The organism is Streptomyces sp. NBC_00572, assembly GCF_026341815.1.
Classification (GTDB): Bacteria; Actinomycetota; Actinomycetes; order Streptomycetales; family Streptomycetaceae; genus Streptomyces.
Genome location: NZ_JAPENX010000001.1, coordinates 6,817,185 through 6,839,519, shown reverse-complemented (window position 1 = coordinate 6,839,519; position 22,335 = coordinate 6,817,185). Strand labels below are relative to the sequence as shown.

Annotated in this window: 15 protein-coding genes and 3 pseudogenes; 10 read left to right on the top strand and 8 right to left on the bottom strand. The window is 69.7% G+C overall.

From position 1 onward, the window contains the following. Positions 1 to 17: 17 nt before the first annotated feature. A complete protein-coding gene (locus OG514_RS30810; protein WP_266900305.1) occupies positions 18 to 1,565 on the bottom strand; it encodes a DUF1254 domain-containing protein in 1,548 nt (515 codons plus the stop codon). A gap of 205 nt (positions 1,566 to 1,770) precedes the next feature. Beyond that, positions 1,771 to 2,199 carry a hypothetical protein gene (locus OG514_RS30805; RefSeq protein WP_266900303.1) on the bottom strand — a complete coding sequence of 143 codons (429 nt, stop codon included), beginning with the start codon at positions 2,197 to 2,199 and terminating at the stop codon, positions 1,771 to 1,773. Between the two features lie 365 nt (positions 2,200 to 2,564). Between OG514_RS30805 and OG514_RS30800 the strand changes: the two genes are divergently transcribed. From OG514_RS30800 to OG514_RS30790, 3 genes are all read left to right on the top strand, one after another. Then, entirely contained in the window at positions 2,565 to 3,302 is a 738-nt protein-coding gene (locus tag OG514_RS30800) for an AI-2E family transporter (RefSeq protein ID WP_266900301.1), read from the top strand. Between the two features lie 97 nt (positions 3,303 to 3,399). Further along, entirely contained in the window at positions 3,400 to 3,648 is a 249-nt protein-coding gene (locus OG514_RS30795) for an AI-2E family transporter (protein ID WP_266900299.1), read from the top strand. A gap of 399 nt (positions 3,649 to 4,047) precedes the next feature. Next, positions 4,048 to 5,244: a hypothetical protein gene (locus OG514_RS30790; RefSeq protein WP_266900297.1), complete on the top strand. Its 1,197-nt coding sequence runs from the start codon at positions 4,048 to 4,050 to the stop codon at positions 5,242 to 5,244. Positions 5,245 to 5,516: 272 nt separating this feature from the next. Here OG514_RS30790 and OG514_RS39485 read toward each other — a convergent pair. After that, positions 5,517 to 5,615: pseudogene (locus OG514_RS39485) on the bottom strand (hypothetical protein); the annotation flags it as partial. Positions 5,616 to 6,308: 693 nt separating this feature from the next. Here OG514_RS39485 and OG514_RS30785 point away from each other — a divergent pair. Continuing rightward, a complete protein-coding gene (locus OG514_RS30785) occupies positions 6,309 to 7,556 on the top strand; it encodes a triacylglycerol lipase (RefSeq protein WP_266900295.1) in 1,248 nt (415 codons plus the stop codon). Between the two features lie 479 nt (positions 7,557 to 8,035). Here the strand turns inward: OG514_RS30785 and OG514_RS30780 are convergent, their stop codons facing one another. Together OG514_RS30780 and OG514_RS30775 are read right to left on the bottom strand one after the other, a co-directional pair. Then, the gene (locus OG514_RS30780) at positions 8,036 to 8,722 is read right to left on the bottom strand and encodes a response regulator transcription factor (protein ID WP_266901019.1); all 687 of its coding nucleotides are present in this window, start codon (positions 8,720 to 8,722) and stop codon (positions 8,036 to 8,038) included. Positions 8,723 to 8,760: 38 nt separating this feature from the next. Then, positions 8,761 to 10,002 carry a sensor histidine kinase gene (locus tag OG514_RS30775; protein WP_266900293.1) on the bottom strand — a complete coding sequence of 414 codons (1,242 nt, stop codon included), beginning with the start codon at positions 10,000 to 10,002 and terminating at the stop codon, positions 8,761 to 8,763. 263 nt (positions 10,003 to 10,265) lie between these two features. Between OG514_RS30775 and OG514_RS30770 the strand changes: the two genes are divergently transcribed. Then, positions 10,266 to 12,503, top strand: coding sequence for an MMPL family transporter (locus OG514_RS30770; protein ID WP_266900291.1), 2,238 nt, complete (start codon positions 10,266 to 10,268; stop codon positions 12,501 to 12,503). 372 nt (positions 12,504 to 12,875) lie between these two features. After that, positions 12,876 to 14,237, top strand: coding sequence for an erythromycin esterase family protein (locus OG514_RS30765; RefSeq protein ID WP_266900289.1), 1,362 nt, complete (start codon positions 12,876 to 12,878; stop codon positions 14,235 to 14,237). A gap of 558 nt (positions 14,238 to 14,795) precedes the next feature. Here the strand turns inward: OG514_RS30765 and OG514_RS30760 are convergent. After that, a pseudogene (locus tag OG514_RS30760) lies at positions 14,796 to 14,913 on the bottom strand (TIGR03842 family LLM class F420-dependent oxidoreductase); the annotation flags it as partial. An 822-nt stretch (positions 14,914 to 15,735) separates the two neighbouring features. After that, positions 15,736 to 16,002 carry a WbqC family protein gene (locus OG514_RS39480; RefSeq protein WP_353962710.1) on the bottom strand — a complete coding sequence of 89 codons (267 nt, stop codon included), beginning with the start codon at positions 16,000 to 16,002 and terminating at the stop codon, positions 15,736 to 15,738. Positions 16,003 to 16,082: 80 nt separating this feature from the next. Here OG514_RS39480 and OG514_RS30755 point away from each other — a divergent pair, with 80 nt between their 5' ends. Further along, positions 16,083 to 16,595 carry a DinB family protein gene (locus OG514_RS30755; RefSeq protein ID WP_266900287.1) on the top strand — a complete coding sequence of 171 codons (513 nt, stop codon included), beginning with the start codon at positions 16,083 to 16,085 and terminating at the stop codon, positions 16,593 to 16,595. A 10-nt stretch (positions 16,596 to 16,605) separates the two neighbouring features. Here the strand turns inward: OG514_RS30755 and OG514_RS39415 are convergent. Further along, positions 16,606 to 16,986: pseudogene (locus OG514_RS39415) on the bottom strand (IS630 family transposase); the annotation flags it as partial. 980 nt (positions 16,987 to 17,966) lie between these two features. Between OG514_RS39415 and OG514_RS30750 the strand changes: the two are divergent. The 3 genes from OG514_RS30750 (at position 17,967) to OG514_RS30740 (ending at position 22,287) form a co-directional block, all read left to right on the top strand. Next, on the top strand, positions 17,967 to 18,443 hold the full coding sequence (locus OG514_RS30750; RefSeq protein ID WP_266900285.1) for a DUF4440 domain-containing protein: 477 nt from the start codon (positions 17,967 to 17,969) through the stop codon (positions 18,441 to 18,443). A gap of 128 nt (positions 18,444 to 18,571) precedes the next feature. Then, on the top strand, positions 18,572 to 20,596 hold the full coding sequence (locus tag OG514_RS30745; RefSeq protein ID WP_266900283.1) for a hydantoinase/oxoprolinase family protein: 2,025 nt from the start codon (positions 18,572 to 18,574) through the stop codon (positions 20,594 to 20,596). Continuing rightward, complete coding sequence (locus OG514_RS30740) at positions 20,593 to 22,287, top strand: hydantoinase B/oxoprolinase family protein (RefSeq protein WP_266900281.1); 1,695 nt, start codon at positions 20,593 to 20,595, stop codon at positions 22,285 to 22,287. Before OG514_RS30745 ends, OG514_RS30740 begins: the two co-directional genes overlap by 4 nt. The last annotated feature ends 48 nt before the right edge of the window (positions 22,288 to 22,335 follow it).

Sequence of the window (22,335 nt, the reverse complement as noted above, 5' to 3'; positions counted from 1 at the left end):
ACTCCACTGCGGTCGTGTCAGTCGGCGGGTTCGACCTCGCTCGGTCGCCATGTCTTGTCGAAAAAGGGCTGCTCGGGGCTGTACAGGCGCAGGATGGCGAACCAGCCCTTGCCCGGGGTGGTCTGGATCCAGGTGCCCTCGGCCGCGTCGGCGGGGCGCTCGGGGGCGAGGTGGAGGGTGGTGGTGCCGTCCGGGTTCGCCGTGGCCGCGGGGGCGGGGTAGGTCTGGCTCCCAGCCCAGGGGTACCGCTGCGGGGTCTGCAGCATGGACCGGGTCTGGTTGTCGTACAGGGTGAAGGACCAGAACCGGCCCGCAGGGATCCCCGCCGGCAGCGTCAGCCGGTAGTGGCGGGCACCGTCGAGCGGCACGCCGACGGAATCGGCCGCGACCATCAGGTACTGGGAGCCGACGCCTGTCAGGCGCATGCACATCGCGGGCGAGTCGCCGGTGGCGATGTAGTAGAAAGCGGTACGGGAGTTCAACGCCCGGCCGGAAGTGGGGTCATGGAGCTGGACTCCGTCCGGGGTGATCTCTGGCGGCGGGGATGTCCAGTCGAAGCCACCGATGAACAGCGGGTTGAACCAGGCGGAGTCCTCGTAGTAGGCGAAGCCCTCCTGCTGTCGGGCACGCAGGCCGACCGTGCGGCCGCTCGCGTTGCCGATCGCCACAGCCTCTTCCAGGAGACCCCGCATCCGGGTGTCGGGCTTGAACTCCTGACCCTTGGCGATGCCGATCGCGCGGAACGCGCCGCCCGCCTCCAGATCTCCGGAGTCGGCGGGCTGCTCCTGGACGAGCGTGTTGAGCACCTCGTAGAAGGAGTAGTCGTTCGGCGGGAGCGTGTTGATCACCAGGCCGGTGCCCTCGATGAAGGCTGGAGGTTCGACGGAGGCGAGCGGCGCGAGCGGCGCCTTGCCCTGGAGGAACGACCCGATGCTGGTGCCGTAACCGCCGGGCGTGTACGGGGCGATACGCAGTGTCTCCTTGATCCGCGCGACCGTCGGCGCCGGGTCACCACCCTCCAGGAACGCCCGCCCCAGCACGATGGCCTGCCAGGTGGAACAGCGTCGGACGAACAGCCCGCCCTCCGGCTCCGGACCGTCGTAACCAGGTGGCAGCAACACGTACGTACCACCGGCACCGCGGTCCGGGCCGGGCAACCCGAAGTCGATCACCCAGCGGAACCACATGTCATTGATCGTGCCCAGGCAGCCCGGCGGCACCTGGACCGTTACCGGCCCGTCCGTCAGGTCGAGGAAACTCAGGAAGTACACGGTGTCGGCGTTACCGGTGAGGAACAGTGACGCGCTGTCCATCAGGCCCGAGTACAGCAGCACCGTGTTGTCGGCCACGCCCGCGTCCAGGAAGCCCTGCCGGATCGCCCGGACCGAAACCCCCGGCAGACCCGCGAGATACGCGTTCACGCCGTGCGTCAGATCCAGGTGGTCGAACACCCTCTCGCACGTGGCGGCATCCGGGATCCCGTCCGCGAACCGCAGCGGGCCGATCCTTGTCTCCACCGCGTCGGGCGTCGTCACCGACGCGGGAATCTCTGCGAATCCACTCATACCACCATGCTGCCCGCCTCATGGACACGCCGCATGCGCATCAGCTGCACCAGGCGGCGGGCCAGGGCTCCGTTGCGATCCGTTGCGACCTGCCGAGGGCACAGCCGGTGCGTGACGGCGTGCGTGGGTTGAACGAACGCTGCAGCCTGAGGCGGTGATCACCGCCCGGGTCCGCCGCAGCACTGGCACGCCGAGGCTTGTCCGGTCAGCAGTTGAGGCTGGTCGCAGCTGCCGTCACGGTCTCCTCGAGCTTCTGAATCTGCGGCTGGAGTTGGGTACGAGCATCCCGCCCTGTGGTGTCGTCCGGCAGGTCGTCGTAGGACTTCTTCAGGTCGTCGGCAGCTTCCTGGACAGCCGTCCGCTCGGCTTCCCTCATGGTGGCCGCGTTCTCCTTGACGCTGTCCCAGTCGTCACGAACGGCGTCAACCGCGTCTTCGACCTGCTCCTTGGTCGCGGAGCTCGGATCCAGTGCCTTCAGCTTGGCGTTGTCGCCCTTCAGTTCGGAGAGGTCGGTGCAGAGCTCGCCGGCAGCCTTGGTCGCATCATCCGACGCCGAACTGTCGTCGTCGGAGCATGCGGCGAGTCCGAACACCGCAGTGGCGCAGAGCGCAACGGTCAGGAGGTAACGCTTCACGGGAGCTCCTCGAACATGGCGGCGCGACTGGGTCGCTACGGGGATGACAAGTCCACCTAGACATGACCAGGGGACATCCGCACCCGAGTGCATGCCATTCGGGGCGGTAAGAGGTCACCGGCTTGGGCAGGCATCGTCAGCCGCTGCGGTCGTGCCTTGCTGACCGCCGCTGTGGACTGCCGGCCACGGGCCGGACAGGGCGCCACGACGGGACAGCCGTCACCTTGGCCCGCGCGGAATCCTGAATAGCGGGTTACTGCGAGAGGGGAGCTTCGGGCGAGGCAGCACGACAGAGCGGCAGGTCGCGGCTGTACTGGGCCCGAACCTGCTGGCCGGCGGGTCCGGTATCAATGGGTGGGTGCGAGATGGCTCAGGTCCGCGACAGTGGCGGCGACCGCTTGTTCACGGGCCTGTCGCCCACCACCCGCAAGGTCGCGGCCTGGTCGGCGACCGTGCTGCTGGCGCTCGGGGTGGCGACATTCATCGTGTTCGTCGTCGTGGGGCTTCGTGCAGCCACGGTGCCGTTCATCCTCGCCCTGCTGGGGACGGCGTTGCTCCAGCCTTTGATGCCATGGCTGATGAAGCACGGGACCTCGCGCACGCTTGCCGCCGGGCTCACCTGTGCAGGTCTGGTCATCCTGGTATGCGCCGCGCTTGTCGGCGTCGTCCAATCGCTCTCGGAGAGTGCTGGGAAGATCGCCCGCGGTCTCGCCGAAGCGGGGGACGAACTTGCCGACCGCTTCGGTTCGGTGGGTGAGCGGATGCAGAGCGCGGTCGACGGCATGTCCGACGCGGGCACAGCCATCGGCCGCTCGGTGGCGTCGGGGGTGGTGTCAGGCCTGAGTCTGGCGACGCAGGTCCTCGCGGGCCTGGTCCTCGCCCTCGCTCTGGTCTTCCTCTTCCTCTTCCTCTTCCTGCGCGACGGCAACCGCACCGAGGCATTCGCCCGCCGCCTGGTCCCCGGCGGCCAGGCCGAGACTGCGGTGGCATGCGGACGGCAGGCCTATGCCTCGCTGAGCGGCTACATGCGCGGCACCATGCTCATCGCGGTGATCGACGCCCTGCTCATCTTCACCGGGCTGGTGATCCTCGGCGTGCCCTGAGCCGCCGGTCTGGGCGCCCTCGTGTTCCTGGGTGCCTACATGCCCTTTGTGGGAGCTTTCCTGTCCGGCCTGGTGGCCGTGCTGGTCGCCCTGGCCGATGGAGGAACCTCCACGGCACTGTGGGCGCTCCTCGTGGTCGTGGGTACAAGCGATCGAGGGGAACTTCGTGCAGCCGTTCATCCAGAGCCGCACGGTCTCCCTGCACCCGGCCACTGTGATGATGTCCGTCGCCGCCGGTGCCAGCGTCGCCGGCGTGCTAGGGGGTGTCGGCATCGTCGAGGAACTGCGCGTGCGGGCCGGCGCAATCCGGGCAGACGAGAGCGCGAATCGTACGGCAGCCGGCTGAACTGGGTGCTGGTGAGCCCCCGGACGGCGGATACGGCTGAGCAGGTCGTGGCTACCCACAGACTGCCGCCGTCGAGTGAAGTAGCGGAGCGAGGCAGTTCACCTCCCCTTCGGAAAGCCGATCGCAGCGCCAGGACGCGGTCACCCGAAGCACGTAGTGGTGTTCGCCAGTCTCCCGGGGCTGGCTCACACCCCAGAAGACCAACCCAGAGTGCGGTAGCCGCAACCTTGAGTGCCTAATGACGGCAAAAGGCAGTTTCACCGCAGCCGTCCCGGGAGTGTCATGAGTACGCCGCCCGAGCCCGAGCCGTCCGACGTCGCTCCTCACACCCCGTCGCCGCCGTCGTCGAGCCGGAAGGGCTCACGCGCCGGACGGATCGCGATGAGCACCGTCTCGGCCGTGCTGATCACGCTCACCTGCATCCTCGTTCCGGTGTCCCTGATCACCGTCTGGGTGCACGACATCGTGCTGGACACCGACCGGTACGTCTCGACGGTCACCCCCCTCGCGTCGGACCCGGCCATTGAGGCGGCTGCCGTCACCCGCATCGCCGCAGCCGCGGACGCCAGGGTCGACGGCTCGCAGGTCACGTCCGACATCGCGGCATGGCTGGAGTCCCAGGGGCTGCCGCCCCGGGTCGGTAAGGCGATCAAGTCGCTGGGGCCGCAGCTGGACTCGGCGGTCGACCAGGCCGTCACGAAGGTGGCGACCCGCTTCGTCGAGAGCGACCGGTTCGAGACCGTCTGGACCGGCGCCAACCGGGTCGCCCATGCGGCCGTGGTGCACGCACTCACCGGTGAGGGCCGGGGCTCCGTGGAGGTCAGCGGCGGCACGGTCACCCTCGACGTGGGGGCCGCCGTCGAGCAGGTCAAGAAGGATCTCGTGGACGCCGGACTCTCCCCGGCCGAGAAGATCCCGGACGTCAACAAGCAGATGGTGCTCTTCCAGTCCGACAAGCTGGAGAAGATCAGGGACGGGGTCCATCTGCTCGACGTCGTCGGCAACTGGCTGCCCATTCTCACGGTGGTGCTCGGCGCGATCGGGGTGGTACTCGCCCGCCGCCGTCGCCGGGCCCTGGTGACCACGATGCTCGGCGCGGCCGCGGCCTGCCTGGTCCTCGCCATCGGCCTGGTCATCGCACGTAACTACTACCTCGACCACCTGCCCGAGCAGGTGCAGTCACCGGACGCCGCCGCGGCGATCTTCGACACGCTGCTCCGCTTCCTGCGGGTCAGCATCCGCACCGCCATCGTCCTCGGGATCCTCGTGGCGCTCGGCGCGTATCTGTCCGGTGCCGGCCGCATGCCGCGCGCCGTGCGCGGCGCAGCCGACCGTACGGCCGACTCGGCCGCGCGCTGGGGCGGCGCCCACGGAATGCACACCGGAAAGGTGGGCACCTGGGTGAACACCTACCGCCGGTGGCTCACCATCGGAGTGCTGCTCATCCTGGCGCTGGTCTTCGCCTTCTGGAACCACCCCACGGTGCTCACCGTCCTGCTCCTGGTGCTCATCCTCCTCGCCGTACTCGCCGTACTCGCACTGCTGGCGGCCACCGGCCGCAACGCCGAGCCGGCCAAGCACCCCAGCAAGCAGTAACTGTCGCGTGCGCGTTCCGTACGGTGAGCGGCAAGACCCCCGCCACGTGGCCCAGGCCCGTCGCAGTCGCGAGCGAAGGACGTGACGGTCGGGCTCACGGTGGCGACCGTCGCGGTTCCGGTCGTGCGGAGCCGGCGGGTGGTCAGCGCCGCGACGACCCGCCGCGGCGCCGGGCTCATCTCGTCCGTCCGGAGATTCTTCTCGAACTTCCGCATCAGGCCGCGCACCAGTATCACCACGCCCACGATGACCAGGACAGCTCCGAACGCGCCGACGAGTACCCGCCCGCCCGGCCAGTTCAGCACTCTCGCGGTGTACTCCTTCGACGTCTCGTCACCGGGGCGGCCCCCGGAGGAACCACCGGCCAGCACCGTCTGCACCACACCGATAGAGATCACGGTGTACAACACCGCCAACCCCAAAGAACCCAGGCGGCGGGTCCACTTGTCCCCGCCTTCCCCGTCTGGCCGAACGAGGCCTCGGACAGCCGCGACAGCGCCATCGCCGCCGTGCTCTACCTCGGCGTGCGCTCCGTGGCGAACCGCCGCCCTGCCCACTGACCCTCTCGTCACCACCCAGGGGTGCACAACGCTCTGCACAGGACACCGGCCCGTCCCATGGGGACATGCCGACCGTCAAGGCGTGCACGTGCCGGTGTCGCGGCATCCGGAGCACGGCGTCGCCCGCAGGGCGGAACGTAGGCACAGTTCGGCGGCCAGGGCGGCGGCCGTACCGGCGAGCACTCCGGCGAGCTGGCGCTGCTGCCGGCGGCCCTCCGCGCACAGCTGCTCACCAGACGTGCACACCTCTGTGCCGCAACCCGCGGGGCCAACCCGGACCTGTCACACCTGGGCATGCCCCCCGACTCAGAATCCCGGTACCACCGCGTTCTCATCGGCCAGAGGGCGCGCCCCGCGTACGCGAGGCGCGAGAGAGGGAGCGCTATAGGCCATTCCGTCCCCGGAAGAGTGATCTTGCTGCAGTCGGTCGGGGGGTGGGTGCTCGCGTCGAGACGATGGCCGTGTTCGGCATGATCAGCCGCGATACCAAGGAGACGTCGAAGCATGTCCAAGCCTGTCGTCAACATCTGGGGCACCTCTCCGGGGGCTGAGCCCGCAGCCACGCAAGCGGCCCCCTGGGACACCGAGTGGGAGCTCCGCAACGGAACCGCCTGGGTCTTCCACAGCTCGTCCGGCCAGACGCACGTCAAGCGGCCGGTGATCCTCGCCGACGGCTTCGCCTCGGGAGCGAGCAACGGCCGCCTGCTGTACGCGGGCTTGGAGAACGGGGACTACCCGTTCATCTCCACGCTGCGCGACAACGGCTTCGACGTCGTCCTCCTGGGCTTCGCCGACCGCTCCGCGTCCATCCTCGACAACGCCGCCGTCGCGATCGAGTGCATCAGGAGGACGGTCGCCGACCGCGAAGGAAACGCCCCGCTGACGGTGGGCGGCTTCAGCATGGGAGGACTGGTCACGCGCTACGCCCTGGCCAAGATGGAAAGGCAGAAGGAGCAGCACGAGACCTCCACCTACCTCTCCTACGACACCCCGCACCGCGGCGCGTGGCTGCCCCTCGGAGTCCAGGCATTCGCCCACTTCGTGAAGGAGTACTGGGGCGACACCAACCCGCTCCTCAGCCTCTACTCCGACCTCGTCAACAGCCCGGCCGCTCGCCAGATGCTGCGCTGGCACCTCGAAACCGGCGCCGACACGACCCTCGACGTCGCCGGCGGCCAGGACCAGGAGCGGACCGACTTCCTGAACGCCCTGGAGCGGGTGGGCAGCTGGCCCCAGATCCCCCGCCTCCTCGGTGTCGCCAACGGAACGGGCACCGGTGACGGGAACGCCATCCCCGCCGGCGACACCGCGTTGACCGCCGACGGGCCGGAGGTGGCCGGCGAGCTCCGCACCCAGGGCAAGGGATCGCAGACCGTCGCGTGGATGGAGAAGCCCGGCCAGGACCGGGTCTCGATCCGCACCACCGGCTTCCCCGAACTCGACGGCGCCCCCGGAGGCCTCTTCCCCAAGGCCCCGCTCCTGGAAGACGCCGCCAACTTCGGCATGGCCGCCATGCTGGCCGGGGTTGTCAACGGCGTCCCGGCGGAACTCGCCCACAACGCCTCCACCTTCGTCCCCACCGTCAGCGCCGTGGCATCGGCCCGCATCGATGACCACAACGCCCTCTACAGCAAGGTCGACGCCGAGGAAAGCGATCTTCACGACTTCCTCTGCGCCACCACCAACGAAGGCCACACCGTCATGACCCGAGAACTCGGCGAGTGGATCGTGGGCAAGCTCCAGGAGGCGTAACCACCAGCCAACGCACCCTCGGCGGGTGTCGGGCCCGGGACCTGCCGTCCCGGGCCCGACGAGGGTGACCCCCACCTGTTTCCTATGTGGTCGTTGTCGACATCAAGGCCGCCGGCCTGTGCCGCTCACACGTCGGCGCGCTCAACGACCCTCAGTGAACGGCCTGTTCCCACGCTTCTCGGTGAAGCTCGGGCACGAGAACGCCGGAGTCATCGCGGGCAGCCGTCCGACAGCTTCGGGCCCTGTCCCCCTTCCTGGCCGTGGGGAGCGGCAGAGCCGGGCTGGTCTTCGGCATCCGCGGGTCGACCAAGCCCGAACCCACGCTTGCGCTGACGGCAGGCAGGCGGGCCGGCCATGAAGTCCGGTGCCGGATCGCGGTGCGGGCTGACTCCGGCACCGTACCCAGCGCCGTCGACTCTGGCCTGAGGCGGGGCAACAGATGACACGGCAGGACGTCGTCCCGGCCCGAAGGGCTCGGTTCAGTCCGGGTCGGCGGCCCGTCGGGCTGCCACCAGGCCCGACTCGTAGGCCGCAATCACAGCCTGCGCCCGGTCACGGACGCCGAGTTTGTCAAAAATGCTGGTGATGTAGTTCTTGACGGTAGAGACACTGATCTCCATGGTGTGTGCGATCTGGTTGTTGTCCAGGCCGGTGGCCACCAGGCGCCAGACCTCCACCTCGCGCGGGGTGAGACCGGGGGTGTTCTCTGCGGCGGGCCGCCGACGGTTCGGGGGCGCAACCTGCTCGTTCCTGACATAGGCGGAGATCAGCCGGGTCAGCAGACGGGGAGCGACGGCGGCCTCGCCCGCACGGACGGTGCGGATCGCGGCCACGAGGTCCTCGGGCGAGCTGTCCTTGGGCAGGAAACCGTATGCGCCGGCGCGCAGTGCGGCGACCACGTACTCGTCCATGTCGAAGGTGCTGAGGGCGAGCACCCGGCACTCGGGAAGGTCACGAGCCAGTCGCTCGGTGGCGGCCACCCCGTCGAGGACGGGCATCCGGATGTCCATCACCACGACGTCGGGACGGTGCTCGCGGGCGAGCACAAGAGCCTGCTCGCCGTTTTCGGCCTCCGCAACCACGGTGATGCCCGGAGAGGGGCCGAGGATCAGGGCCAGCCCGCGCCGCACAAGCGGCTGGTCGTCCGCGATCAGTACCCGGATCATCCGCTCGCCCGCGGCCTCGTTTTCGACGTCTGTCCAGCTCACCGGTCAGTCTCCTCTTCCTCGCCCGTCGGAGCTTCCAGCGGCAGGCTGGCCACGACCCGGAAGCCGGCCTCGGACAGCGGACCGGCCTCCAGCACGCCGCCGTGCAGGGCGATCCGTTCACGCATGCCGACCAGACCGTGTCCGGCGCCATGCCTGATGCCGGGGGCCAAAGGAAACTCTGCCGCGTCCATCGCGCCCTGGTCGGTGACGGACACGCGGACGCGCTCGGGTAGACATGTGAGGCGGACCTTCACCGGGACGTTGGGCCCTGCATGCTTGCGGGCATTGGTCAGTGCTTCCTGGACGACCCGGTAGAGGGTGAGACCGACCACCGGCGGCAGTCGTCCGGGCTCGCCATCCACGGTCAGCTCGGTGGGCTGTCCGGCCTGCCGAGATTCCTTGATCAGGCGGTCGAGGTCGGCCAGGCCAGGCTGCGGCGCCTCCGGGGTGCCATGCCGGTCGGTCGCCGTGTCCTCGTCGGTCCGCAGGACGTCGAGGAGCTGCCGCATCTCACGCAGGGCCAGCCGCCCCGACTCCTCCAAGGTGACCAGGGCATCGCGGGCGACACCGGGGTCGTGGTCGAGGTTGGCGCGGGCACCGCCCGCCATCAGCTGCATGATGGTGATGCGGTGGGCGACGATGTCATGCAGCTCCCTGGCGATGCGGCGGCGTTCCTCGGCAAGCGCCCGGTCGGCGAGGAGCCGGCGGTTGGCCTCCGTCTCCTGGTGCCACCGGTTGACCGCGAGGCCGGTGGCGGCAACGAGGCAGGCGGCGAGGGAGGCGCTGGTCACGTTCCCGAACCCATGCGGGGCGGCGAGGTCCGGGGTGAGCAGGGTGACGCCTATCGCCCCGATCGTCAGGGCGGCCGTCGCCCACGGACGGCCCGTCCGGGCAGCCGAGTAGAGGGCGACCGCGAGGGTGACGCCGAAGTGATGGCTTATGGACGTCGTCAGGTTCAGCAGCGCAACGAGCACCAGGCTGACGGTCATGACGGTGAGCGGGAAGCGGCGCCTCATGAGCAGCGGCAGCGCGGACACCGCCAGTAGCAGGATGCCGACACTCGACATGGGCACGCCTGCGACCTGTGAGAACGCGGTATATCCGACGAGGTCCACGACGGCCGCTCCGACGGTCAGCAGGGCGTCGTTGCGGGTCCACGGCAACGTGTCGGCGTCCGGCGGGAAGAGGCGCCCGCGTAGTTCCTGGCGCGACGGCAAGGCGCTGCGACGCGTCGCCATGTTGGTCCCTTCTTCGCTGTTCTCCGCCGTGATGCCGGACGGCCCGCCCGGCATCGGTACCTGGCTGATGCCATTGTCCCTGCGTGCCGCAGCGCCGGCTCCGCCCCTCGGCCGAGATCGGACCAGGACCAGGGTCCTGGTCCGGTGGACGGCCAGGTCCAGGGCCCCGTACGGCTTCTCGTTCCGCACGCCGACGATCTGCGCGAACTCCGGTGATGTGCTGGAAGGGAACTGTCCGAGATAGCTTTCGAACCGGAGTCCCCGTGATTCGCACCCTGGCCGGATTCTCCACGAGGAATCCATGGAAAGTCATCACCCTCTGGGTGCTGCTGGGAGTAGGACTGGCCATAGTGGGTCAGGCACTGATGTACCGGGTCACCGAGAGCCAGCTCGGTGACTTCCTGCCCGAGAAGTACGACTCGGCGGCGGCACTGAAGGTCGCCGAGGACAAGTTCGGGATCAAGCCGGACGCCAATGCGGTGACCATGCTGGTGAAGCGGGCCGACGGGAAGCCGCTCGGCGCGGCCGACCAGCAGCGCGCAGAGGCAGCGGCAGCGGCGCTCGGCAGGCAGCGGGTGGCCATGCCGAAGTCCGAGGACGCCCCCGACTTCCTGGCGAAGGACTATTCCCAGACGCCGAAGGTGACGCTCGGCACGGTCGCACCCCACCGCGCTTTCGTTCTCTTTTCTGTCGGCCTTTCCGGTAATTCGACCGACCCCGGTCTGCAGAATGTATTCAAGGAATTCCGGAATACCGCTTCCGGCAGGTACGCGCAGGACGGACTGCGCACCGGATTCGCCGGCGGTCTGGCCGACCTCGTCGACAGCCGCGAGGCGGAGAAGACCACGAGCACAGTGGCCGGGGCACTGACCATCGGCCTGATCGTGCTGCTGAACATGCTGGTGTTCCGCAGTGCCCTGGCGGCTCTCCTGCCGCTCCTGGCCGTCAGCCTCGTCGGCGGGGCCGCCGCGGGTGCGGTGGTCGGCACGGCGCTGCTCACCGGGATCAAACTGGACCCGAGCACACCGCAGCTGATCAGCGTGGTGCTGCTCGGCATCGGGATCGACTACTTCCTGTTCCTGCTGTTCCGCTTCCGTGAGCGGCTGCGCGCGCAGCCGCAGCGCGACACCCGCGACATCGCGGGTGAGGTGACGGCGCGGGTGGGCTCCGCGATCACCTCGGCGGCGCTCACCATCGTCGCCGCCTTCGCCACTCTCGGTGTCGCCAGCTTCGGGCAGTTCCGGGTGCTCGGCCCGGCCGTCGCGATCTCCGTGATGGTGATGCTGCTGGCCAGCCTGACCTTCATGCCCGCCCTGCTGGCGGTCACCGGACGCAGGATGTTCTGGCCCTCCCAAGCCCTGAAGCGCGCGCCGCGCGAGGGTTCGGCCGGACGCTTCGGCGACACCGTCGCCCGGCGACCGCTCGCCGTCACGGTCGGCGCGATCGTTCTGCTGGGTGCGCTGGCCGCCGGGATGGCCGGCATGAAGATGGACTACAGCGCCGGCAGCGGCGGCACTGGCACACCGGCCGCGGCCACCGCCGCGGAGATCTCCGGCGCCCTGCCCGCGGGGGTGTCCGACCCTACCGAGGTCTACGTCACCAGCGGCGACGGCGGCGCCCTCGACCGGCACGCCGTCGACGTCATGGTCAAGGCGCTCAGCCGCACTCAGGGCGTGGGCCAGGTGACTCCGGTCGTCTACGACAAGGTGGGCGACGCCGCCCGGATCGGCCTCTACCTGACTGCCGACCCACAGAGCCAGAAGGCACGCGACCTGGTGTCCGGCCCGGTGCGGGCGACCGTCGCGCAGCACACACCCACGGGCGCCGAGGCACACGTCGGCGGCACGGCAGCGATCTTCGCGGACATCTCCACCGCCGTCTCCGGGGACCTGGAGCTGGTCTTTCCCATGGCCGCCGCGCTCATCGCGCTGATCCTGCTCGTCCTGCTTCGCAGCGTCCTGGCACCGGTGGTGCTCATGGTCTCCGTCGGGCTCGGCTTCGCCGCCACGCTCGGCGCCTCCGCCCTGGTGTTCCAGCATGTGCGCGGCGAAGCGGGCGTCAACTTCACCCTGCCGCTGGTGCTCTTCCTGTTCGTGGTCGCCCTGGGCACGGACTACAACATCCTGATGAGCGACCGCATCAGGGAGGAGATGGAGCGCCCGGGCCCGGCCCGCTCGGCGGTGGCCCGCGCCGTACGGCATACGGCACCGGCCATCGCCACCGCCGGACTGGTGCTTGCCGGTTCCTTCGGCAGCCTCGCGGCGAACCCCGCCCCGTCCACCCAGCAGATCGGCTTCGCGACTGCCCTCGGCATCTTGCTGTCGGCGTTCGTCCTGTCCGTCGCGCTGATCCCGGCGCTCGCCGCCCTGCTCGGCCGCTCCCTGTGGTGGCCCGTCCGGCCACGCCGTACCGCCAGGCAGCCCTCGCCGTACGAGCCCGGGCGGCGGGCCGGCGAGCCGGGTCCCACTGCGGTCCCGTACGACCGCGTCAGCACGAACTGAACGCCGCGCCGCCGCCTTCGCACTCCCGCACGACCACCACCGCGAAGAAGGCGCGAGCGAGCACCGCGAGCGTGACTGCCGGCACAAGCCGCCACCACCGTCGGCGATCACCCCGGCTTCGGCGGTGAATGCCGCATCCACCGGGGTCGGCGCTGCCCCGCGTGTGTGGGTCGCGGCCTCGGCGGTGAACGCCCGACTTCTCAACCTCCGCCCGATCAAGCGCTCGGACGGCCACACACGGCACCAGGTCTCGTCCACCTTCTGGGGCTGCCCCCGGAAGAGTCCGGCGGCTGCCCTCAGCGTGCGGCAACGGGACCCCGGGCCTTCATTTCTCAAAAACCCAAACGCACGTTGATCGAAAGGTACAAGCAGATGGCTACTCACAAGAAGCGGATCAGCCGCCCGCGGCTCCTCGTGGCGGTGGCGATCGCGGCAGGGGCGGTCCTTGCTCCCGCGGCGGTCAAGGCGGCCACCGTCGACACGGTCCCCACGGCCAGGGGGAAGCAGGACCCCGTACACGTACTGGAGCGGGCCGCTCATCCGCTGCGTGCGACCGAGCCGGGTGGAAGCACGGCCGACCTGCGAGCCCTGTCCGCGATGATCGGCGATGCCAAGGTGGTCGGCCTCGGCGAGGCAACCCACGGCTCCCACGAGTTCTTCACCCTGAAGGAGCGGGTCTTCCGCCACCTGGTGGAAAAGAAGGGCTTCACCACCTTCGCCCTGGAGCTGAGCTGGTCCGCGGGACTCCAGATCGACGACTACCTCCAGACCGGCAAGGGCGACGCCCGCGAGATCGCCGCACAGACGCTGGCCAACTCTCCTTGGGAACGCGAAGAGTTCGTGAGTCTCATCGAGTGGATGCGCGACTACAACCGCAACCACCCCGATCGTCCCGTGCACTTCATGGGCGACGACATCGGCGCCCCCTCGTTGAATGACGCGTTCTTCGAACGAGTGACCGGCTATGCGAAGAAGAACCACCCCGAGGCGCTGCCGCGGCTCAACGAGCTCTACACCGGCCTGCGGCCCATCGACGACGCCTTCGCCTACCTGGCCAAGCCGCTCGCGGAGCGGCAGCAGCTCGCCGCCAAGGCGCAGCAAGCCCTAGAACTGGTCAGCAGCCATAAGGGCTCCGGCGGAGACGCTTTCGACTGGGCCGAGCAGAACGCCCGCTCAATCGCCCAGACCGCCAAGTTCTTCACCTTGAACCCCGCCGACCGGGAGTCCCTGAACAGCCTTCAGCGCTTCCGCGACGAGGTCATGGCCCAGAACGTCACGTGGTGGCAGAAGCACACCGGCGACAAGATCCTGATGTCGGCGCAGAACAACCACGTCGGCTACGTCTCCGACAACCCCGAGCTGTACTCCAAGACGCAGGGGTCGTTCCTGCGCGACACCATCGGCAAGAACTACCTGCCCATCGGCTTCACCTTCAACCAGGGCTCGTTCCTGTCGAAGGACGCCGCCCTCGGCGGCGAGTGGAAGAAGTTCACCGTGGGCGCCGCCGAGCCCGGCAGGAATGAGCACACCCTCGACCAGGTCCGTTACCGGGACTTCTACCTCGACGTCCGCAAGGCCCCGGCCGCCGCGCGCGCCTGGCTGAACGTCGCCCGACCCACGCTCAACATCGGCACGCAATTCCCAGAGAAGCCCCGCGACATCACGATCGCCAAGTCCTTCGACATTCTCATCCACCTCCACGAAATCCGGGAGGCCGAAAAGATGAAGCCGTGACGACCGCGCCGCGCTCCGCCCGGACGAGTCGCGAGCAGAGGCTGGTCAACGACTCACCGTCCACAGCCCGCAACGCTCTCATCCGCCCAGGCGGAACCGACCCCGCCCGCTGGGGGGCCGTCACGAACACCCCTGCCCCAGCCCGGCCGGCCGGCGCATTGAACGGCCTCCGCAGTCCCATCGCCGCAGCGCGCCCGAAGGCCGGTTCGAAGGCCGACGCACCGTAGCGGGAGAGACCGGCACCGGCCCGGCGGGCGCTGACACGCCCGCCGGGCCGGTGCTCATCCTTGCTTCCGGGCATGCCGCAGGTCCGGCCGGAGAAGGAGCCCTCAGAAGGACGGCCGGCCTGATCGACAGCCGTGCCCGCTGCATTCACCGCAGCTCGCCCTGCGCGGTCAGCGGTTCTCCGGCCCTCTCCGTGACCCACGCCCCCTCTGTCGGCCAGGGCGGACCCTGGCATCGGTATGAGCCTCGCAGGGCGCCTGACCTGGGTTTTCGCCCAGCAGGCGCCCGGTAGCCGTACCGATCAACGCAAGAGGCGTCATGCGGTGCCGACACGGCTACGCAGATCGTGACTACGGCGTGGGGCGCTGACATCCTCCGCAGCGGGCCGCACCGCCTTCACCATCCACTCCGTCAGGTACAGCTGGAGGATGAACGCGTCGGCCTTCTGCCCACAGCTGATCGGAGACGCGGTACCGGGCAGCACGCCGCAGGAGGTCACCGGTCGGCGAAAGCGGCATCGGATCTTGTGTGACCTCGTGCCGCGTCAGGCTGCCTGCGCCTCCCGGAACGTCCCCGGTGCCTGTCGCGCGATGCGCAAGAGCGGGAGGTGGTCAGCCGGGAAGTGCCGCCGCTTGCGTGGCTGTGGCTTCCCATGCTGTGGCGTGAACAAGTAGTGCTACGGGATCGACGTGCCGTCGGGCAGTGGCGAGTTCGGACAAGTGGAGACCTGTCGGCCCGCCCCTCGTTTGCATGCCAGCTCGCCGTCGCTTCGGGCCACCGGGCAATGGGCCCGCCCGTACCGACCAAGATCCGGGCCATACTCGGACAAGCCATCTGCGGCTTGGCCGAATCGTGGCCGTTACCGCAGGTCAGCGGCCACGCGAGGCGTGTACCACCAGCACTCGAAGAATCTGCTGGTGTCCTACTCGCCGAAGCGGCTCGGCTTCTTCTAGGGACACAAAGAGAGGCGCCTGAACTGGGCTTTTACCCGTCAGGCGCCTCTCGCTCGCGCCTCCCAGGGCGAAGCCGAGTTTGCGTCGAAACTCCCAGTTCCTCCCACCGGTGTCCCACTCCTGACCAGCGCTTCCGGACCAGTCACGGACCAAAACTCCGGCTCAGCCCGCAGGGGCCTCACCTCGGCTGACGCGGTTCCACTCCTCCATGGACTGCTCGATGAGTCGGTTGGCTGCTCCGCAAGATGCGCCTCTTCCAGCCCAAGAGGTTGAGCAAGGCTCTCGTCGATTCCTCCGCCACATCGGCGGTGCCGGCCCGATCATGAATCCGAGCAAGCACGGAGTCCATTCAGGGCGCAGCAGTGGCCGGTCGGGGCTTGCCCCGTAGAACTGGGCAACATGGAAGCGACGCGTCGGCGGGATCGTTCGTGGTCCACAAGAACCGCGTCTCTGATCAGGGTCGACCGCCCATTGGGCAGATGAGTGGGGAGCGAGAGCCACCGGCGCCTCGCCGAGCCGGACATGACGGCCGGCCGGGCGCGGTGTTGGAAGTCGCGGCGGGCGAACTGGACGTCGTCGAGGACGATCTAGCGCCGCATCAGGCAACGTTCGCCCCGCTATGAAATCCTGCCTGTCGACGGATTCGGCCGCTGGCGGTAATCGGCTGATGGCCATCATCGAACGCCCTATGCGGCCCCTGAACACCGACGAGCGCACCACGCTCGAAAGCTGGCTCGACTTTCATCGCACCACCCTCGCCATGAAGTGCGAGGGCCTGGACGATGAGAAGGCCGCCGTCGCATCCGTGCCCCCGTCCGCCTTCACACTGACCGGCCTCGTCCAGCACAGGGCGGAGGTGGAGCGGAACTGGTTCCGCCGAGTGTTCGCCGGAGAACAGGCCCCGCCCGTCTACGACCCGCAGGCCGACCCCGATGCCCCCGACGGCGGCTTCGAACTGGCCGAGGGCGCCACCCTGCGCGACGCTCTGGCCACCTGGCACGCGGAGACCGCCCGCGCCCGCGAGCACTGCGCCGACCGCGCTCTGACCGACACCGGCCGCTTCATGGAGCAGGACGTCAGCCTCCGCTGGATCTACGTCCACATGATCGAGGAGTACGCCCGCCACAACGGCCACGCCGACCTGCTCCGGGAACGCATCGACGGCACCACCGGCGTATAGCGCTTCCGGATCAGGCAGTGTTGGCCCGGTCGACAACGGCGCGGAGGAACCGGTCGTCGGCGGGCCGTGAACCGGGCCTCGATCCGGTTCAGCCAGGAGGAGTTCGTCGGGGTGCAGGCGACTTCGACGTTGTTCGCCGCCGCCCAGGTGCCGACCCGCTGGCACTTCTTCGTGGTCAGGTGCGGAGAGAAATTGTCACAGACGATGGCGATCCCCACCTCCGTTGGGTTGAGCGTGCGCAGGTAGCGGCAGAACTCCAGGAATTGAGTGCGCTGAGTATGACCTCGTCGTCAGCGATCGCGTAAAGGTGCTCGACGCGGGCCTTCTTGGCCGCGTAGTCCGGATCACGGGAGGTTCTCCAGGTCTTCAGGCGTTGAAAGGGGACGCCCTCCAGACACGGTCAGGGACACCATCAGGCATGCGCAGGCCGGGGACGGGGAGGCAGGGTTCACCGAAAGGGTCCTGGCAGGGACGTACAGCCGGCTCTTCGCCGATCACCGCACCACCCTCGATACCGCCATCGCCTGCGTACGCGACCGCCGGGCCCAGGACGTGGTCGGCTGGCTCCACACCGCGCTGCACCTGCTCGCCCTGCAAGGCGGACAGCAGCAGTGCACCGATCCTGAGCACAGCGGCACCGGAGTACGGCGATGCCGCGAACGCGCTCACCCACCTGGAACCGCAAGGTCCCGCGTGGGGCACCCCGCTCGCGCGGCCTTCCTCCTCCCCGACCTGGTGAAGGCCGCGATCCGGGCCGGGCAGCGAGAGCGCCTGACCGATCCCGCGGCGCTGCCGGCGCAACGGGCGCAGGCCGCACGCCCGCGGCACTCGCCCTTTCACGCCGCTGTCAGGCCCTGACCGGCACGGACGACCAGGCCGAGCGGCACTTCACGGACGCCCTGCACCTGCACGACGAGGGCACCACCCAGCCGTCGAACGAGCCCGCACCGAGCCGCTGTACGGGGAATGACTCCGCCGTGAAAGACGCCGCAACGACGCCCGCAACCACCTTCGCACCGCCCTGGAGACATTCGACGAACTCGAAGCCCAGCCATGGGCGTCCCGAGCCCGCACCGAACTCCAGGCCACCGGTGAGACCACGGACCCCGACAGCCGCCCCGAGCGGCCCACACCGTCACCGAGGCGCCCCGCACTTCGCTGACGTCTGTCTGGCCGCCGTCCCGGACCAGTCACGATCCAGATGTCGGGCCAGGATTCCGACGGGAGCCCGGGCATCGACCACGCGCCCATCGACGTGCCGTGAAGGGCGCATGGGCGCGCGTGATGGGCTACCCGGGTGTGTAGGTTGACTGCCCGTCGCTGTCCCGTTCGGAGGCGCGACCTCTCTCCCACAGCTCCGGAGGCCCCGCCATGCCCGTGTCCCCCTCGTCCCCCGCCGGTGCCCGCCCCGGCGCGGTCCCTGAGACGGCAGCCGCCGTCTGGCGGGTGATCACCACCATGTACGAGGCCTACTCGGCCGGAGACCGTGCGCGGATCGACGCCTGTCTGGATCCGGAGGCGACCGTGTGGGATTCCGGGACCGCCGGGCTGCTCTTCGGGAAGCCGGACCTGGACCGGGTGCGCGAGGGGCGCCCCACCGGTGGGGTGGGGCCGGTGGAGATCAGGCTGGAGCCGTACGGGCAGGTCGTGGACGTCTTCGGTGACATCGCGGTGCTGCGTTTCTGGCTGCGGGTGGACTTCGCGCCCGACCCCTCGGCCGGGGAGCTGTGCCCCGAGCTGGTCCGCAACACCGCGGTCTTGCGGCAGGGCGTCGACGCGGGGTGGCGCATCGTCCACCTGCACGAGGACGTGCAGCAGCCGGGCGGCCTCCCTCTCGGCGATCACTGAACCAGGCACGCCGCACTGTGGCGGCCCGCCGCCCGTGCGCCGCGCACAGCCCTCCCCGGAAGGCTCGGGCTAGCGTCCTCGGCGATCCCCTGAGAAAGCCGGGAGGCGCAATGACATACCGGGTGGCCATGGACATCGGTGGAACCTTCACCGACGTCGTCGCCTATGACGAACACAGCGGTACCTACTTCGCGGCCAAGGCACCCACGACCCCGGGCGACCTGGCCGAGGGAGTCTTCGCCTCGCTGGGCCGGGCGGTGGACTCGCCCGGCGACATCTCCTTCTTCGTGCACGGCACCACACAGGGCCTCAACGCCCTGCTGGAGCGCAAGGGCGCCCGCGTCCTGCTGCTCACGTCGGCCGGGATGCGGGACGTCTACCACATCGCCCGCGGCAACCGGGACCGGATGTTCGACCTGCACTACCGCAAGCCGAAGCCGCTGGTCGAGCGCTGCGACACGACGGAGGCGGGCGGCCGTTTCGACTGGCGCGGCACCGAGCTCGAACCCCTCGACGAGGACGCTGTACGGGCCGCCGCCCGACGTGCGAAGGACGAGGGATTCGACGCGGTCGCCGTCTCGTTCCTCTTCTCGTACGTCAACCCGGACCACGAGCTGCTGGCCGGGAAGATCCTGGAGCAGGAACTCGGCGAGGACGTCGTCGTGGTGCTGTCGCACCAGGTGGCGGGCGAGTGGCGCGAGTACGAGCGGACGTCCTCGGCCGTCCTGGAGGCGTACACGGGCCCTGTGGTGCGCCGCTATCTGGGCCGGATCGAGGGGCGGTTCGCGGAGCACGGCCTGACCGTCCCGGTCCAGGTGATGCAGTCCTCTGGCGGCGTCGTGAACGCCGCCTACGCCCGCCGCCACCCCTTGCAGACCCTGCTGTCCGGGCCGGTCGGCGGAACCATGGGCGGTGCGGCGGCCGCGGGCCTGCTGGGCCGGCGCAACGCGATCTGCGTGGACATGGGCGGCACCTCCTTCGATGTGTCGCTGGTCCTCGACGGCCGTCCCGACGTCTCCAACGAGGGCTCGGCGGACGGCTTCCCGGTCCTGATGCCACTGGTCAACCTGCAGACGATCGGCGCCGGCGGCGGCTCCCTCGCCTATGCGGAGGCCGGTGGCCTGAGGGTGGGACCGGAGTCCGCCGGGGCCCTCCCCGGCCCTGCTTGCTACGGGCGTGGCGGCACCCAGGCCACCGTGACCGACGCCAACGCGGTGCTCGGACGCGTCGACCCGGACTGGTTCGCCGGCGGCCACATGACGCTCGACGTGGCCGCGGCCCAGCAGGCCGTCGCCACGCTCGCCGGTGAGCTCGGTCTGGAGCCGGTGGAACTGGCGAGCGGGATCTGCGACGTCGCCAACGCCAAGATGGCCCAGGCGATCCGTACGCTCACGGTCGAACACGGCCTGGAACCAGGCGAGTTCGCCCTGCTCGCGTTCGGCGGCGCAGGCCCGATGCACGCCGTGGAGATCGCCCGCGAACTCGGTATCGGCGAGGTCGTCGTGCCGCGCTTCCCGGGCGCGTTCTCCGCCTGGGGCATGCTCGGCACCGAGGTCCGCCGCGACCTCACCCGCCAGTTCTTCACCCCGGGCGCCGACCTGGACGGTGAGGCCATGGCCCGCGCGCTGGCCGGCCTGGAGGACGAGTCGCTGGCCGCACTCGCCGAGCAGGGCGTCCCCGTGGGGCGGCAGCGGGTCGAACACGTCGTCGAGATGCGGTACGAGGGCCAGGACTACACCCTCGCCGTTCCGCTGCTCGCCGCCACCGAACCGGCCGGCGAGGGCTTCCTCGCCACCGCCGCCGCGCGCTTCGCCGCCCTCCACGAACGCCGCTACGGTCACGCCACGCCCGAGGCACCCGTCGAGTTCGTCACCCTGCGCAGCACCGCGCTCGGCGCGCTGCCCGAGGCCGCACCGGTGCCGTACGCCGCCGAGGAGGCCGCCTCCGACACCGTCCGGCAGCGGCCGGTCGTCTTCGGCGGCCGCTCGTACGACACCACCGTTCTCCGCCGCGAGCGGCTCGCACCCGGGCAGCGCCTCGTCGGTCCCGCGGTCATCGTGGAGGCCACCTCCACCACCGTCGTCCCCCCGGACTCGTCGGTCACCGTCGACGAGAACGGCTTCCTCGTCATCAAGGTTGGAGCCACGGCATGACCGACACCGGCAGCCGGGTCGTCGACCCGGTCACCACCGAGATCATCCGCTGCGCGCTGCTGCAGGCCGCGGAGGACATGAACACCACCCTCATCCGGTCCTCCTACACGCCCACCATCTACGAGGCGAAGGACTGCGCGGTCGCCCTCCTCGACCGGGACCACAACGTGCTCGGCCAGTCCTCGGGCCTGCCGATCTTCCTGGGCAACCTTGAGGTGTGCACCCGGGCCACCGAGGAGACGTACGGAGCGGATGCCTGGAAGCCCGGCGACGTCTGGGTCCTCAACGACTCCTACATCGGCGGGACCCACCTCAACGACGTCACCGTCTACGCACCGATCTTCACCGAGGACACCGCCGACGGTGAGCTGATCGGCTTCGCCGCGTCCCGTGCGCACTGGATCGACATGGGCTCCAAGGACCCCGGCGGTTCGATGGACTCCACCTCGATCTACCAGGAGGGCCTGCGGATGGGCCCGTTGAAGATCTACGAGGGCGGCGAACCCTGCGAGCAGGCGCACGCGTTGATCGCCCGCAACGTCCGCTTCCCGCAGCCCACCCTCGGGGACATGCGCGCCCAGGTGGCCTGCGCCCGTACCGGCGCGAGGCGCTTCGCGGAGATCGTCCGCCGCTGGGGGCTGCGGACCGTCCTCGCCGCGCGGGACGCCATCTTCGCGCAGACCGAGCGGCTGGAACGGGAGCAGATCGCCGCCATTCCCGACGGTGTCTACGAGGCGACCGGCCACTTGGACAACGACGGCATCGACCTGGGCACTCCGCTCCACGTCACCGTGCGTGTCGAGATCGACGGCGACCGGATGACGATGGACGTCACCGACTGCGCCGACCAGGCCACCGGGCCGGTCAACTGCGGTGCGGCGCAGACCGTCGCCGCCTGCCGGGTCGGCTACAAGCTGCTGGTCAGCGGTGACGTCCCACTCAACGGCGGTTCTTTCCGGCCGCTGAAGGTGATCACACGGCCGGGCACCATGCTCGCCGCCGTCGAGCCGGCGGCCTGCCAGTACTACTACTCCCACCTCGGCCTCGTCATCGACCTGGTGGTCAAGGCGCTGGCGCCGGCGGTGCCCGCGCGAGCGGCCGCCGCCAGCTACGGCGACTCGATGATCGTGCAGTTCACCGGGACCGACCCGCGCAACGGCAGGCTCTTCGTCTCGCAGGAGGCGACGGTCGGCGGCTGGGGCGCCTGGCAGACCGACGACGGCGAGTCCTGCCTGATCAACAACGTCAACGGCTCTCTGCGGGACATGCCCGTCGAGGTGCTGGAGACGCTGTTCCCCGTACGAGTCACGGAGTACGCGATCCGTACCGACTCCGGCGGGGCGGGCCGTACCCGCGGCGGCAACGGCGTGGTGCGCCAGTACACGTTCGAGGCCGACCAGAACCTGTCGCTGTGGTGGGAGCGTTCCGTGACCCCCGCGTGGGGTGTCTTCGGCGGCGGCACCGGCGCGGCGCCCCGCGTCGTCCTCAACCCCGGCCGGGACGGCGAGCGCGAACTGCTCAAGGTGAACGCGCTGGCCGTGCGCCAGGGCGACGTGCTGCGCTGCGAGAGCGGCGGAGGCGGCGGCTTCGGTCCCGTCGCGGAGCGCCCCGCCGAGGCGGTGCGGGAAGACCAGCGGCAGGGCCTGCTGAGCCGGGAGCGGGCAGCGTCCGCCTACGGCGTGAAGTCCTGACCTCCCACCGCGCCGACTCCCCCTGAACCGGGCCCGGTTGCCGAATCC

Coding starts and splice junctions, on each gene's coding strand:
- OG514_RS30745 (WP_266900283.1), top strand. CDS start 18,572: ATGGACATCGGTGGAACCTTCACCGACGTCGTCGCCTATGACGAACAC.
- OG514_RS30755 (WP_266900287.1), top strand. CDS start 16,083: ATGGCCATCATCGAACGCCCTATGCGGCCCCTGAACACCGACGAGCGC.
- OG514_RS30750 (WP_266900285.1), top strand. CDS start 17,967: ATGCCCGTGTCCCCCTCGTCCCCCGCCGGTGCCCGCCCCGGCGCGGTC.
- OG514_RS30775 (WP_266900293.1), bottom strand. CDS start 10,002: ATGGCGACGCGTCGCAGCGCCTTGCCGTCGCGCCAGGAACTACGCGGG.
- OG514_RS30785 (WP_266900295.1), top strand. CDS start 6,309: ATGTCCAAGCCTGTCGTCAACATCTGGGGCACCTCTCCGGGGGCTGAG.
- OG514_RS30795 (WP_266900299.1), top strand. CDS start 3,400: ATGGAGGAACCTCCACGGCACTGTGGGCGCTCCTCGTGGTCGTGGGTA.
- OG514_RS30800 (WP_266900301.1), top strand. CDS start 2,565: ATGGCTCAGGTCCGCGACAGTGGCGGCGACCGCTTGTTCACGGGCCTG.
- OG514_RS30740 (WP_266900281.1), top strand. CDS start 20,593: ATGACCGACACCGGCAGCCGGGTCGTCGACCCGGTCACCACCGAGATC.
- OG514_RS30780 (WP_266901019.1), bottom strand. CDS start 8,722: ATGATCCGGGTACTGATCGCGGACGACCAGCCGCTTGTGCGGCGCGGG.
- OG514_RS30765 (WP_266900289.1), top strand. CDS start 12,876: ATGGCTACTCACAAGAAGCGGATCAGCCGCCCGCGGCTCCTCGTGGCG.
- OG514_RS30810 (WP_266900305.1), bottom strand. CDS start 1,565: ATGAGTGGATTCGCAGAGATTCCCGCGTCGGTGACGACGCCCGACGCG.